The sequence below is a fragment of the Catenulispora pinistramenti genome (genome assembly GCF_018274385.1).
GTDB lineage: Bacteria > Actinomycetota > Actinomycetes > Streptomycetales > Catenulisporaceae > Catenulispora > Catenulispora pinistramenti.
In genome coordinates this window covers 25,904-40,411 of the sequence record NZ_JAAFYZ010000037.1, presented here as the reverse complement: position 1 = coordinate 40,411, position 14,508 = coordinate 25,904, and the positions used below count along the sequence as shown (strand labels likewise).

The window sequence follows — 14,508 nt, the reverse complement described above, 5'->3', positions numbered from 1 at the left end:
GGTCGTTAGGGTACCGGCGGGGGAGATAGACAGTCTGGACTGTGCAGTTTAAACTGAAGGTATGGACGCGAAGGCTGAGACGAACTCGACGACCGGTGCCGGTGCCGGCACTGATACCGCTGGCGCAGCCGCTCCTGGTCCGACGGCGCAGGCGCCCGAACCGGCGCACGCCGCGCGCGAGCTGCGCGTGCTGGTCGGCCGGCTGCGCCGTCGGCTGCGCGAAGTGGACGACGTCCACGAACTCACCGCCTCGCAGCTGGCCGTCCTGGGCCGCCTGGACCGCGACGGCCCGGCCTCGACCAGCGACCTGGCGAAAGCCGAGCACGTCCGCCCGCAGTCCATGGCCGCGACCATCGCCGCCCTGGACGAGCGCGGCATGATCGCCCGCCGCCAGGACCCGGCCGACGGCCGCCGCCAGCTCCTCGAACTGACGCCGGCGGCGGACGACGCGGTGCGTGGATCGCGGCAGGCCCGCGACGAGTGGCTGGAGTGCGCGCTGCGGGAGCGGTTCTCGGCGGAGGAGTTGGCGACGGTGGTAGCCGCCCTGGGATTTTTGGAGCGCTTGAGCGAATGACACAGACCACTCCCCACTCCACAGATTCCGCTCTTCCCGCACCGCGCAGGTCCTCCGACTCGGCCACAGCTTCGGCCACCGCTTCGGCCGATGCTTCGGCCGATGCGGCTCCGGCCACCGCAGGTTCCGCTGCGACTCCGAGTGATCCAGCTCCGGCCGCCGGAGCCCCGGCCACCCCCGCCTTCAATCGCCGCCTGATCGTCCCGCTCCTGCTCGGCGCAACCCTCAACCCGATCAACTCCTCGATGATCGCCATCGCGCTGGTGCCGATCGGCGCGGCCTTCGGCGCCTCCCCCGCGTCGACCGCGTGGCTCGTCTCCTCGCTCTACCTCGCGACCGCTATAGGGCAGCCGGTGATCGGGCGGCTCGTGGACCGTTTCGGGGCCCGGCCGCTCTACCTCACCGGGGCCGCGCTGGTCGGCCTGGCCGGGGTGATCGGGACGGCGGCGCCGTCGCTGAGCGTGCTGATCGTGGCGCGCGTACTGCTCGGCTTCGGGACCAGCGCCCAGTTCCCCGCGGCGATGCACACAGTGCGCGGCGAGGCTCAGCGCACTGGTCTGAAGACGCCTAGCGGGATCCTTACAGCGCTCTCCATATCGGCGCAGAGCACGATGGTCATCGGACCGACGCTCGGTGGCGCGCTCGTCAGCGTCGGCGGTTGGCGCTTCGTGTTCGCCGTCAACATCCCTCTGGCGTTGATCTGTATAGCGCTCGGCACGCGGAGTCTGCCTAAGAGCAAGGCCGCGCAGAACGAGAGCCGGATCGATCTGGTGGGCATGGCACTGTTCGCCGCCATGTTGACCAGCCTGCTGCTGTTCCTCATGAACCTACGTATCGGCAACCTGTACCTGCTCGCTGTCGCCGCTGTATTCGCCGCAGTGTTCACCCGTGTAGAGCTCCGTACCGGGGAACCCTTTATAGACCTGCGCATCTTCGGCGGGAACACCCCGCTCCTGGTCACCTACCTACGCCAGACCCTCACGTACATCCTCACCTACAGCTTCATCTACGGATTCACGCAGTGGCTGGAGGAGGGACGCGGCCTCAGCGCTTCTGAAGCGGGACTGGTCGTCCTGCCGACGTCCCTCACAGCGATCGTCGTGGCGTGGTTCAGCGGGCGACGCAGCGGGATCCGCAGCAAGCTGCTCGTGGGCACCGCGTCGATCATCGCGGCGTCCGGGGGACTGCTGATCCTTAATAGGGGGAGCGCTGTATGGGTCCTCATAGCCGTGGGTCTACTAGCGGGCGCCACTCAGGGAATGAACGGGCTGGCCAACCAGAACGCCTTGTTCCGGCAGGCGGACGCGGCGCGCATGGGCACAGCGTCGGGACTTCTGAGAACCTTTCAGTACCTCGGCGCCATCCTGTCCTCCGCCGCCGTGGCGATCGTCTTCCGCACCGGGGCGTCCTCGAGCGGTCTGCACGAGCTGGCCGTCGTCATGATCGGCTGCGGTGTGCTGCTCCTCGCGGTGGTCCTCGCCGACCGCTCGCTGTCCCTGCGCACCGCGAACCGCGAACCGACCCGATAGGAACCCGCGATATGGCGCTGGGCACCCTCGGTCCGAAGGCAGATCTACTACAGGCGTTCTCCAGCGGATCCGGAACCGCTTCAGGGGCTCTCCAGGGGTTCTGACACTTCCTGGAGAAGGCCGTAGCAGAACCGGGCGCGGCGCCGCGCTATTGCGCCGTGTCCGTCGTCGTATCCGTACTCGCTCTGCCAACGCGTCGGGGCGTCCTCGGGGAGATGCCGGACCCGCGGATACATCCGCTCCAGGTCCCCGACCACGTATTGCCACGGCTCCAACGCCTGATCCGTCGGCGGCGCCGGGGGTTCCGTATCGGGAGCCCGTACCAGCCACTCCTGCCAGACCTGACCGCCGGGCCCGACCACGATCTCGAAGCGCAGCTCCGGCCACAGCGGCAGGATCCAGTGGTACAGCCGGCTGACCAGGTCCCCGGTCCGCAGATCCGTCTCCTCATCCGCCGGACCGAGTATCGCCCTAAAGCGTTCCGGACCGCGGGGTGAGGAGCGGGACCGCACATAGCGTTGCCACCACGCGTTCGTATCGCGCATCTCGGTGACGGTGAAACCCAGGCCCTGCCGAGCGTGCTCCACCAAGCCTGGCTGGTAGTCGGCCATCCGGCGGAGCAGGACCAGCTGGAATTCCGAACGCGAGATCACCTCGCGAGCTTAGAACGTGACGCCCACGCAGCGACCCGCCAGGACGAAATCCCGGGCGAGATAAGCGGCGCTCCGACAAGGCGCACCGCTCAGGGCCGCCCCTTCGGCAACTCCGGCGGCTGCCTCCGAGGCTGCCCGCCCGCGGCCTCACCGGGCTGCGACGCCCGCCGTGGCTGCGGCGGCTCAACCCGCCGCAGATCCCCCGGCCGCGGCGCCCGGCCGGAGTCGGTCGGCCCACCATCGCGCGGTTCCGGACTCCCCGGCCGCGGCACCCACTCGGTCCCGGGTGCCGGCACCCCACGCTGTGCCTTGCGCGAACGCTCAGCCTCGGCCCGCTCCCGCCGCGATGGCTTCCGCGGCTGCGACTGCGACTGCGACTGCTCAGCGGGCCGCTCGGCTCGCCGGGGAGCCTTCCGCGGCTCGGGCGTCTTCCCGGCCTGCTTCGCCCCGCGCCGCAACCACCCAGCGCCCGACTCCGATCGCGCCTGCTCGCCAGGCACCGGATCGGCAGGACGCCACAACCGCGCCGAGTCCGCACTATCGACCGGCTCGACACCCCGCGCCGGCTGCCCCGAGCGCTCCGACTGCCGCGGACCCGCCTGCCGCCGGTCCGCATCCCCGCCTCGCCCCGGCTTGTCGGCCCGCCGCAAACGATCGGGACTCGCTAGCGACCCCGAATCCGCACCCGGCCCCTCGCCCCGCGCCGGCTTCCCGACCCGCCGAAGCCGCCCGGAACTCGCCTCGGGGCCGGAATCAGCAGCCTGCCGCCGCTCAGCGTCCTGCTCACCCCGTACCGGCTCTCCGGCACGCCGAAGCCGCCCGGAACCCGACTCGGATCCCGAATCAGCAGCCTGCCGCCGCTCAGCGTCCTGCTCACCCCGCGCAGGCTCCCCGGCCCGCCGAAGCCGTTCGGGACCGGTCAGCGACCCCGAACTCCCATCGGGCCGCGCGCCTGCCCGCTCACCCCGCGCCGGCTCTCCCGCTCGCCGCAGCCGCTCAGGACTCGTCTCCCGCCCCGACCCCGCCGCCGACCGCCGCTCAGTATCCTGCCGCGCCCCGGCCTGCTCACCTCGCGCTGGCTTCCCGCCGCGCCGCAGCCACCCCGCTCCGGCCGATCCGCCCGAAACCGCCCCGCGCGCCGACTGCCCGCCGCGCGGATCGCCGCCCCCAGGCCGCGCATCCGCCACTGGCCGCGGCTCTCGTGACTCCCGCGCCTCCCGCGGCCCACCGTCGCCACGCGCCGACGGCCCCGCCGCCAGCTCCCGGCGCGAGGCGCTGCGCCCGGTGGGCAGCGCGTGGCCGACCGGCACCGGGCCGCGGGCCTGCGTCTGGCCCAGCGCCTTGTCGCGGCCGCGCAGGTATCCCGCGACGAACTTCTCCAGCCCCATCTCGGCCAGCGGCGTGCGTTGCTGCGGGTCGTACGCCGCCAGCCCGGTGTCGGCCTCCACCGCGTGCGCGAAGCGGAACGCCATCGTCGCGGCCATGCGCGCCACCGGGCCGTCGTACCAATACGGCAGCGCGATGACGCCGTCCTCGCCGAAGAACGTGAACCTGAGCCTGGTCACCGGGTGCAGCAGTTCGCGCTGGCCGCGGCCTCGGTACTCCTCGATCTGGCCGAGGATCTCCGCGGCGTGCAGCACGAGGTCGGGCCACGGCTCCAGGCGCGCGGCCACTATCCTCGGGTCCTCCTCGCGGGCCGCCGTGCGCGCGGCGGCCAGGGCCTGGGACCAGGTCTGGCCCAGGATGTGCGGGAGGAACACCACCTCGTGGCTCATGTGGCAACTTTAGTGGTGTCCACCCCTTGATCGATCTCAGGACGCGAACAACCGCGTATCAGCAGATGAGGCGGGTACCCGCCAAGACCGCGTCTCAGCTCGCCTCTCAGCTCGCGTACACGTCCACCACCGCCAGCGCCTCGTCCAGCGCCGCCAACCCCTTGCGCGCGTCCGCCTCGGAGATGTTGCACGGCGGCACCACGTGCAGCCGGTTGAAGTTGATGAACGGCCACACGCCGCGGGCCTTCATCGCCGCCGCGAGCTCGTTCATCGGCGCCGCGTCCGCGCCCGCCGCGTTGTACGGCACCAGCATCTCCCGCGTCTCCTTGGAGCGGACCAGGTCCAGCGCCCAGAACGCGCCGACCCCGCGCACCTCGCCGACGCTCGGGTGCCGCTCGGCCATCGCGCGCAGCTCCGGGCCGAAGACCTCCTCGCCGAGCCACGCCGCGTGCTCGATGGTCTTCTCCTCCCGCATCGCGTTGATGGTCGCGACGATGGAGGCACACGCCAGCGGGTGCCCGGAGTACGTCAGGCCGCCCGGGTACACGCGGTCCTTGAAGGTCTCGCGGATCTTCTCGGAGATGATGACGCCGCCGATCGGCACATAGCCGGAGTTGGAGCCCTTGGCGAAGGTGATCAGGTCCGGGGTGACGCCCCAGTGGTCAATCGCGAGCCAGGCGCCCGAGCGCGCGAAGCCGGCCATCACTTCGTCGGCGATGTAGAGGATGCCGTACTTGTCGCACAGCGCGCGCACACCAGCCAGGTAGCCCGGCGGCGGCATCAGGACGCCGGCGGTGCCGACGATGGTCTCCATGATGACCGCGGCGATGGTCGCCGGGCCCTCGTACTGGATGGTCTCCTCAAGGTGCTGGAGCGCGCGCTCACACTCCTCGGCCTCGGTCGTGGCGTGGAAGTGGGAGCGGTACAGGTGCGGGCCGAAGAAGTGCACGGCTCCGCCGGTGGATTGGCCCACAGCGTCGTTGGCCCAGCGGCGCGGGTCGCCGGTGAGGGAGATGGCCGTCGAGGTGGAGCCGTGGTAGCTGCGGTAGGTGGAGAGCACCTTGGAGCGGCCGGTGTGCAGGCGGGCCAGCCGGACCGCGTTCTCCACGGCCTCGGCGCCGCCGTTGGTGAAGAAGACGTAGTTCAGGTCGCCCGGGGCCAGCTCGGCGATCATCCGGGCGGCCTGCCCGCGGACGTCGTTGGCGAACGACGGCGCGATCGTGCACAGCTTGCCGGCCTGCTCCTGGATCGCCGCGACCACCTTGGGGTGCTGGTGGCCGATGTTGGTGTTCACCAGCTGGGAGGAGAAGTCCAGGTAGCGGTTGCCGTCGTAGTCCCAGAAGTAGGAACCCTCGGCGCCGGCGATCGGGAGCGGACTGATGGCCCCCTGCGCGGACCAGCTGTGGAACACGTGGGCGCGGTCGTCGGCGAAAACCTGGGCGCCGGCCGCCTTGAGGTCGTCAGTCATACCTCAGAACGTACCGTTGCGGCCTCCCGATCGGGAGGCCGCAACCTGTCAAGGGATCGCCACTATGCCCTTACAGGAACGAGCACAGCGCTGAAAAGAACAAGCGCAGCCCTCACAGGAACGAGCGCACCTGGATCGTGGCGTTGCGCTCCGGCCCGACGCCGATCGCCGAGATCGGCGCGCCGGACATGTCCTCCAGCGCCTTGACGTAGGACTGGGCGTTCTTCGGCAGGTCCTCGAAGGTCTTGCAGCCGGAGATGTCCTCGGTCCAGCCCGGCAGTTCCTCGTAGACCGGCGTCGCGTGGTGGAAGTCGGTCTGGGTCATCGGGATCTCGTCGTGCCGCACGCCGTCCACGTCGTAGGCGACGCAGACCGGGATCCGCTCGAAGCCGGTCAGCACGTCCAGCTTGGTGAGGAAGAAGTCGGTCAGACCGTTCACCCGGGAGGCGTAGCGGGCCACCGGCGCGTCGTACCAGCCGCAGCGCCGGTCCCGGCCGGTGGTGACGCCGTACTCGTGGCCGATGCGGCGCAGCGCCTCGCCGTTCTCGTCGAACAGCTCGGTCGGGAACGGCCCGGCCCCGACGCGCGTGGCGTACGCCTTCAGGATGCCGATGGTGCGGGTGATGCGGGTGGGGCCGATGCCGGCGCCGGTGCACGCCCCGCCGGTGGTCGGGTTCGAGGAGGTGACGAACGGATAGGTGCCGTGGTCCACGTCCAGCAGCGTGCCCTGGCCGCCTTCCAGCAGCACCACCTTGCCGTCGTCCAGGGCCTTGTTCACGACCAGCGAGGTGTCGGCGACCATCGGCCGCAGCCGCTCGGCGTACCCCAGGTACTCCTCGACCACCGCCTCGGCACTGAGCGCGCGCCGGTTGTACACCTTCACCAGCATCTGGTTCCGGTCGCGCAGCGCACCCTCGACCTTCTGCCGCAGGATCGAGGGGTCGAACAGGTCCTGGACCCGCACCCCGATCCGGTTGATCTTGTCCGCGTAGGTCGGCCCGATGCCCCGCCCGGTGGTCCCGATCTTGTTCTTGCCCAAGAACCGCTCGGTGACCTTGTCCATGGTCCGGTGATAGGGGGTGATCAGATGCGCGTTCGCCGAGATCAGCAGCCGCGAGGTGTCCACCCCGCGCTGGTCCAGGCCGTCGAGCTCGGCGAACAGCACAGCGGGGTCGATCACCACGCCGTTGCCGATCACCGGCACACAGCCGGGCGAGAGGATTCCGGAGGGCAGCAGGTGCAGCGCGTACTTCTGGTCGCCGATGACGACAGTGTGGCCGGCGTTGTTGCCGCCCTGATAGCGGACGACGTAGTCGACCGAGCCGCCGAGCAGGTCCGTGGCCTTACCCTTGCCTTCGTCGCCCCACTGGGCGCCGACGAGCACGAGAGCGGGCATGGAAGTGCCTTTCCAACGCTTAGACGCCTACTAGCTGCCAGTAGGTCCCTCTAGGGCGACGCGTCTTTGTGTAAAACGACGGAAGCCCCTGGTCGCAAGCGGCGACAGGGGCTCTTGCGGCAAGAGTTTACCGCGTCGTGACCGGGAATGGCCATTCCGGTTGGCCTGTTGTTAGCCGTTCGTGCCGGTCACGGAGGTGATGGAGACCACGGTGGCGCCGGCGGGGACGTAGGTGCCGACAAAGGCGTGGCCGTTCGAGACGACGGGGTTGAGACGCTTGACGGTGCCGTCCTTGAAGGTGACGTCGACGCGGGTGACCCCGCCGGCGGCCTCGCCGATGACGACGCCATCCTTCGGGCCGGGCTTGCCGATGTTGTTCATGTAGGCCATCGGAGGCGTCCCGGAGGCCGGGCACACGGTCGTCGGGACCGAGCCGATCCGGTACAAGAAGCACCGGCCAGACTTTTCCAGGGTCACCTCGATCGACCAGTCGACGCCGCCGGTCGGGCCCTTGGCGACTTCCACGTTCGGCTGTGGGTACAGCAGCGTGCCATCCGGCCGGAACCAGGTGGCGAGGGTCTCGCCGTCCGAAATGTCCTTCCCCCAGTCTGGGGTTTGGCCGATCTCTGTACCGTCCTTGCGATAGGCGACGATCTTCGAAATCGGTGTCGAAGGCGGGGCCGGGAACCAGGCGGTGCGGTGAGTACTGTCGACATCGATGCCGGGCACCGTGACCTGGTCCCCCGTACCGAGCGTCACCACCGCGTAGGCGGTCTCGGGACCGTACTCCAGCGTGTAGAAGTAGTAATCGCTTCCTGGGCCCTTCACGTCGTCCATATACAAGTCGACCGGTGTGGTGACGGGAGATTCGCCGACGCCGATCACCATGCCCATGCAATCGCCATTGGGCAATGACTGTCCGAAGCCGCAGCTAGGGAGTAGCTTCAGCGACCACTTCTTGCCGTTGAACAGGCCAGAGAGCAGGAACCCATCGTGGGCGCTCCCCGTCGGCCGGTTCACCACGATCCTGGGGCCCGACGCCGCCGACACCTCCTGGCCGCGCCCCCAGGCCAGTCCCACCGGCACCGCGATGGTCAGCGCCGCCGCCACCGCCAGCAGCCCGCTGCCGACCACGCGCCGCCGCCGGCGGATCGCCTTGCCCTGCCTCAGCACGGCATCGACCGGGATCGCGCCGGTCTGGAAGCGGCCCAGGTCGGTGAACAACTCGGCCTCGTCAGGCTCGCCAGGCAGGCTGATCAGCTCGTCCTCGCTCACAGTGTCAAACTCCCGTCCTGAAGCTGTGCACTGGCCCGTAGCTTCGCCAGCGCCCGCGAGGCCTGGCTCTTCACGGTGCCGACCGAGCAGCCGAGCACCGTGGCGGCCTGAGTCTCCGTCAGGCCGTCCCAGTAGCGGAGCACCACGACCGCGCGCTGCTTGGGCGGCAGCTCCATGAGGGCCGACATCAGTGCCTCGCGTTCGTCGAAGGCGCCGGTGTCGTCGGCAGCGGTCAGGCCCTGGAGGACCTCGACCGGCACGTCGCCGGTGCGCTCCTCGACCCGGCGCTTGCGGAAGCGGCGGTGGTTGGCGTTGATCAGGATCCTGCGGACGTAGGCGTCCGGGTCCTCCGCGCGCCGGACCCGGGACCAGGAGGCGTACGCCTTCGCCAGCGCGGTCTGGGCCAGGTCCTCGGCGTGGCCGCGGTCGCCGGTCAGCCCGTAGGCGAACCGGACCAGGCCGCCCCAGCGACTGACCATGTACTCGCGGAACTCCACGTCGTAACCGTCGGTGTCGTCACCCCGCACCCGGACCCCCCGCTTCGTGCTTCATGCCGCTGAAGAGGACCGGTCGGGCCCGGATCGTTGCATGAGAAAGCAGGGTAATTTGTCGGCCGCGGTGCCGGCACGCACAGTGCACCGGCTCAGTCCGAGAGCTGCTCCAGGAACGCCGTGCACCGCACCGCCTCGACCCCGGCCTCCGTGCACGCCGCGATGGCCTCGCGCAGCCGCTCAAGCGCCGCGTCCCGGCTCCCGTACCGGTCCAGCAGCCAGGCCACCATCTGCTCGGAGAAGTCGTAGTCCATCGCGCTGTGCGGCAGCAGGGCCCGGAAGCCGACGGCGGCGCGCTCGGCGTACGGCATCGCCTTGTCGGCGAGGTCGGCGTTGAGGTGCAGCCGGGCCAGCTGGTCGTCGGTCTCGGCCAGTTCGTAGGCGATCACCTGGGCGTCGCGCTCGTACTCGCCGGACGCCTCGGCCGCCTCCAACACCTGCGCCGCCTCCGCGAACAGCAGCAGCACCTGGTCCAGGACGTCCTCGCGCTCGCTGTCGTGCGCGGTGTCCTCCGACTCGCCGAACGTCACCCAGGCCAGCGCCCTGAGGGTCTTGGCCAGGTTGATCGGGTCCGGCAGCACGCGCAGCAGGATCACGGCCCGGTCGAACGCCCGGCGCGCCTCGTCCGGCAGTCCGGCGGCCCGCAGCGCGTGCCCGGCGGACGCGGCGAGCATCGCGTGCCCGCCCTGCTGCGGGAAGTGCTCGGCGATCGCCGCGGCCAGCAGGTACTGCTCGGCCGCGCCCCGGTAGTCCTCCAGGCGGCCGAGGCAGCGGGCCAACGCCCAGCGCGCGTTGACCACGGTCGGATCGTCGAGGTGCCGGACCATCTCCGGCAGCGCGGACTCCAGGATCGCCGCGGCGTCCGCGTCCCGGCCCAGCTGTTCGTAGGCGAACGCGAGGCTGTGCCGGGCGCTGGCGGCCAGGTCCGGGACACCGTACCGGTCGGCCCACGCCACGGCGTGCAACGCGTGCTCGGCGCTGTCGTCGTAGCGGCCCTGACCGCCGGTGGCGTTGGCCAGCACCTGGCGGGTGTAGCCGGCCGGGAAGCGCTGTTCGGGCCAGCGGTCGGCGATGTCCAAGGCGGCCAGCCCGGCCCGCTCGGCGTCGGCGTCGCGGTCGGAGGCGAGGTAGGCCTGCGCGAGGAGCATGTTCGGGTGCAGATTCGCCCACGGACGCTCGGCGCGGTCGTACAAAGCTATGGCCGCCAACAGCTCCGGCACCGACTCCTCCGGCCGGCCCTGGCGCTGGGCGATCTCGGCGCGCATGGTGTGCGCGGCCGCCGCGCGGGCCGGGACGTCGAACTCGATCGCGTCGGCCAGCAGGGCCTCGACGCTGGCCGCGAAGACTTCGAAGGCTGATTCGCGGTCACGGTCGATGTCGGTGTCGATGTCGGTGTCGGTGTCGATGTCGGTGTCGAGACCGGTATCGAGATCGGTGCCAGTGTTGCGTCCGCCGGTATCGCGGTCGCGGTGGTCATCGCCAAGTACATCGCGGTCGTCATCGCGGTCGCCGCCACCGTCGGCCACAAGATCGACAGCCGGATAGGTCTCGGTCGTCCGGCGCGCCTCAAAAGCCTGCGCCCGCCGGACAGTCAGGATGTCCTCCGGCTCGGCCAGCCCCCGCGCGTGCAGCACCCGAGCGGTCGCGTAAAGCTCGGCCAGCGCCGGCTCCGGAATCGGTTGGTACGTCCGCTGGGTCAGCGCCTCGGCCAACAGCCTCCGCGCCCGCACCGCGACGGCGCGCCCCTCCCACCCCCCGGCCTCGTAACGCTCGACCGCCTCACCGAGCAGTGTGACGGCACGTTCCAGATCCTCGCGTTCGAGCGCGTCGGCGGCCCGCTCCTCGGCGAGCTGGGCCCGCGCCTCCAGATCCAGCTCGATGCCGCGGCGCTCGGCGGCCATCGCGACCCGTTCCCACATCTTCATCGCGCCGGGGTGGGCCACATTGAACAGCCGGCGGGCCTCGGCGAGCAGTTCGTCGAAGTCGACGTCGGCGTCCGGGTCGGGCGGCTCGGCGACCGGCCCGCGCTGCGCCGGCAGCACGAGGTGCGGCATCAGCTGCGGCGGGACGGTCGGACGCGGCAGGGGGACGGTCAGCGTCAGCTTCTCGATCAGCGGCGTCTGCGCGAGCGTGGCGGCCACGCGCGAGCTCACCGCGTCGTTGCCGTTGCGCGCGTCGAAGCGGGCCGTGAGGCCGTCGAGCTCAGACCGCACGCGGGCCGACAGCGCCGCGAGCGGCCAGTCCCGCCCCTCCGGCCCGGCCACGATCTGGTCTGAGGCCGAGACGTGGCCGCGCAACAACAACGCGGTACACGCCAAGAACTCCAGGTAGTCCAACGGTTCGAAAGGCGGATCGAACAGCCGCCGATTCTCCGCAAGGATCTCCAGGCCCCGGGCCCCGTTGCCGGTCAGCGCACAGAACTCGAGGTGCCATCCGAAGGCGGCGCGCAGCTCGACATGACCTTGGAGCAGGCGATAGCCCCGCAGGTGATTAGAGCGCGCTTCGTCAAAGCGCCCCAACCGCAGCAGCGGCTTGAGCGAGGCGGCCAGCGTGCTCGCGGGCTCGTCCAGACACGCGATCTCGTTCTCGACGGTCGGCCGCCACAGCCGCAGCGCGGCGACGTCGTCACCGCGCTGCGCCCGCCAGACCCCCTGCGCCAGGTGCTCGCAGGCCCGGCAGTCGCTCATCGCGTCGCGCTCGGCTGCCAGCCAGCGTCCGAAGTGCTTCTCGGCCTCGGCGACGTCGCCCAGGTGCTGCGCTATCCGGAAACGCTGGTCGTGGACGGCGCGCAGGCCGTAGCCGGCCAGGCGATAGCGGCGTTCCATCTCGTCCACGAAACCGTGGACCGTCGCCAGCGGGACCTCCGGGACCGAGAGCAGGTCCGAGGTCATCCACTTGAAGACCCAGTGCGTCTCGTACTCCAGGCGGCTGGCGTCGCGCAGGGTCTTGCCGTGGCGGTCCCACAAGCGCAGGAGCCGGGAGAACAACACCGGCGAGCGGAAGCTCTCGCCGCCTCGCTCGTAGGCTTCGATCACCGTGTGCAGCGCACAGATCTGGGTCTCGGGATCGGCCAGCTTGTCGGCGGCGGCCAGCAGCGCCTCGGCGCGTACCGAACGGGCCCGGCCGGCCGGCTCGTTCTCGTTCGCTTCGAGAGCGGCGCGCAGTTCCTCCGGTGTCCAGGCCTGGCGCTGGAACGCCGCCTCGCTCGTGCTGGCCATCGCCGGACTCAGCCTTCTTCTTCGGCCTGGATTGCCGGCCGCTGCCCCACCGCGTGCGCCAGCAGGCCCAGGAAGGCCCGGTTGAGCAGGGCCGACTCGCCGGAGCGGATCGGGCGCTTGGACAGCAGGAGCGCCTGGCCGTAAACGGCCTCGATGCCGGTGGCGGCCAGTTCGGCGTCCTCCAGCTCGATCAGGCCCTGGATCAAGGGGCTGCGGTGGTTCAGCACCAGCCGGGCCCGCGGCCCGACGCTGCGCAGCGCGCCGAGGATCCCGGCCCACAGGTCGTCGCCGTCGGCGGCGGCCTCGGCTTCGGCGTCGACCCGGGCCCGCTCGTGCCGGGCCTCGCGGCCGTCGAGCAGCAGGGCGGGGATGGTCACCGGATGGTAGGCGCGCAGGGCCGCGTCGCAGTCCAGGGTGTCCAGGACCCGGCGGGCCGTGGCCAGCAGCGGGCCGGCGGCCAGTTCCTCGGCCGGGTCGACCGTGTCCAGGTGCGCGGCGATCGTCTCGGGGTCCAGGTCCACGACGGTGACGCCGGGCAGCGCCCGCGGCAGCTTGCGGACCAGGTCGGCGTCGTAGGTGTAGCCGCCGTTCACCACGCCCAGGCCGGCGGCCGCGGCGATCTGCGAGACCTGCTGGAACTCCTCGTCGCCGGCCGTCAGGTGGACGACGCGGTGCTGGTCGGCGAAGGCCGTCAGCGGCATGCGGCCGGCCGTGGTCTCGAACGGGAGCCAGGGCAGGGTGAGGGCGAACAGGTCGTCGTCGAAGCGGGCCAGGGCCTTGACGCCGAGGTAGTGCACGGCCAGCAGCCGGTTGAGGCGCGGCGGGTCGGTGGCGGCCAGCCCGGCGAGCCAGTCCCGGACCCGGTCGCCGAGCGCTTCGCGCACCGCGGCGAGCCGATCGTCCTCGTACAGGGCCTCCCGGGAGGCGGTCGGGCGCAGCGCGTCGGTGTCGATGACGCAGCGGACGAAGAACGCCCAGTCCGGCAACAGGCCGCGGGCCTGGTCGGTGAGCAGCATGCCCTTGATGTGGACGCGGTGCCCGCCCTGCTCCGAGGTGGTGGCCGCGGTGGGCAGGATGTAGGCGGCGCCCTTGATCCCCAGCAGCGGGATGTTCAGCTCGATGATGTCCAACGGCGCGAAGCCGAGGATGTCCTGGCAGTACGCCGCCAGCGCCTCGTAGCGCGTGCCCGGCGAGGGGTACTCGCGGTCCCACACCGGCGGGGTCTCGGTGATGCGATAGGTGTAACCGGCCTCGTCTTCGAGGACTGTCTCATAAGGCAGGAGGCTGCCGAAGTCCCGCGCCAGTTCCACGACGCGCGGCGCCTGGAACCAGAATTCCTTGCCGGGACTGGGCTTCAGGGTGACGGTGGTGCCGGGCTGGGCGGGCGACTCCTCGGGGGCCAGGATCCTGATGTCGTAGTGCCCGTCCGCCGCCCCCCGCCACTCGACGGCCGGCGCCGCGACGTCGACCGCGGACTTCGTCACGACGGAGATCTCGTCGGCGACCACGAAGCAGGCCAGCAACCCGATGCCGAACCGCCCGAGGAAGTCACCGCGACCCCGCTCCAGCAGGCTCTCCGCATCCCCGAAGCCGCCGAGCCCGTCCCCGAAGACAGCGCCGTCGGCCACCCCGGCCGCACCGGCCACGCCGACCACCCCCGCCACGCCCCGCTTCGAACTGCGCCCGATCGTGGCCAGGAACCGGTGCACCTCGTCCTCGGTCAGCCCGATCCCACTGTCCCGCACCTGCACCTGCGCCCCGTCCGCGATGACGTGCACCACAGCGGGCGCGCCGGGATCGACCACCCGCCGCGCGGTGATCGCGTCCACCGCGTTCTGCAGCAGTTCCCGCACGAACACCCGCGGACTGGAGTAAAGATGGTGCGACAACAGATCGACGATCCCGCGCAGATCCACCTGGAAGGCGTGCACAGACGGAAGACCACGCCCACCGGCATCACTGGCGGCGGACGCGGACTTGGAGACCAGCGGCTTCTCGGACGACGACACGGGCTCGATGCTACGCACCCGCGGCGACACCCGACGCCGGAATGGCCGCAACCGCGACGG

At 70.9% G+C, this 14,508-nt stretch carries 10 protein-coding genes; 2 read left to right on the top strand and 8 right to left on the bottom strand.

The features are described from left to right. Nucleotides 1-61: 61 nt before the first annotated feature. Nucleotides 62-574, top strand: coding sequence for a MarR family winged helix-turn-helix transcriptional regulator (locus KGQ19_RS13650; protein ID WP_230418600.1), 513 nt, complete (start codon nucleotides 62-64; stop codon nucleotides 572-574). After that, nucleotides 571-2,103 carry an MFS transporter gene (locus KGQ19_RS13645; protein ID WP_230418599.1) on the top strand — a complete coding sequence of 511 codons (1,533 nt, stop codon included), beginning with the start codon at nucleotides 571-573 and terminating at the stop codon, nucleotides 2,101-2,103. Before KGQ19_RS13650 ends, KGQ19_RS13645 begins: the two co-directional genes overlap by 4 nt. Before the next feature lie 80 nt (nucleotides 2,104-2,183). Here the strand turns inward: KGQ19_RS13645 and KGQ19_RS13640 are convergent, their stop codons facing one another. The 8 genes from KGQ19_RS13640 to KGQ19_RS13605 form a co-directional block, all read right to left on the bottom strand. After that, the gene (locus KGQ19_RS13640; RefSeq protein WP_212009487.1) at nucleotides 2,184-2,756 is read right to left on the bottom strand and encodes a hypothetical protein; all 573 of its coding nucleotides are present in this window, start codon (nucleotides 2,754-2,756) and stop codon (nucleotides 2,184-2,186) included. 89 nt (nucleotides 2,757-2,845) lie between these two features. Beyond that, a complete protein-coding gene (locus KGQ19_RS13635) occupies nucleotides 2,846-4,531 on the bottom strand; it encodes a hypothetical protein (RefSeq protein WP_212009486.1) in 1,686 nt (561 codons plus the stop codon). Between the two features lie 106 nt (nucleotides 4,532-4,637). Continuing rightward, a complete protein-coding gene (locus KGQ19_RS13630) occupies nucleotides 4,638-5,999 on the bottom strand; it encodes an aspartate aminotransferase family protein (RefSeq protein WP_212009485.1) in 1,362 nt (453 codons plus the stop codon). A 112-nt stretch (nucleotides 6,000-6,111) separates the two neighbouring features. Further along, nucleotides 6,112-7,395: an adenylosuccinate synthase gene (locus tag KGQ19_RS13625; RefSeq protein ID WP_194893941.1), complete on the bottom strand. Its 1,284-nt coding sequence runs from the start codon at nucleotides 7,393-7,395 to the stop codon at nucleotides 6,112-6,114. Nucleotides 7,396-7,566: 171 nt separating this feature from the next. After that, nucleotides 7,567-8,670: a hypothetical protein gene (locus tag KGQ19_RS13620; protein WP_212009484.1), complete on the bottom strand. Its 1,104-nt coding sequence runs from the start codon at nucleotides 8,668-8,670 to the stop codon at nucleotides 7,567-7,569. Beyond that, nucleotides 8,667-9,197 carry a SigE family RNA polymerase sigma factor gene (locus KGQ19_RS13615; protein WP_212009483.1) on the bottom strand — a complete coding sequence of 177 codons (531 nt, stop codon included), beginning with the start codon at nucleotides 9,195-9,197 and terminating at the stop codon, nucleotides 8,667-8,669. Before KGQ19_RS13615 ends, KGQ19_RS13620 begins: the two co-directional genes overlap by 4 nt. 116 nt (nucleotides 9,198-9,313) lie before the next feature. Continuing rightward, on the bottom strand, nucleotides 9,314-12,439 hold the full coding sequence (locus KGQ19_RS13610) for a hypothetical protein (RefSeq protein WP_212009482.1): 3,126 nt from the start codon (nucleotides 12,437-12,439) through the stop codon (nucleotides 9,314-9,316). 8 nt (nucleotides 12,440-12,447) lie between these two features. After that, nucleotides 12,448-14,427, bottom strand: a complete 1,980-nt coding sequence (locus tag KGQ19_RS13605) for an HSP90 family protein (RefSeq protein WP_268907818.1) — start codon at nucleotides 14,425-14,427, stop codon at nucleotides 12,448-12,450. Nucleotides 14,428-14,508 lie beyond the last annotated feature (81 nt).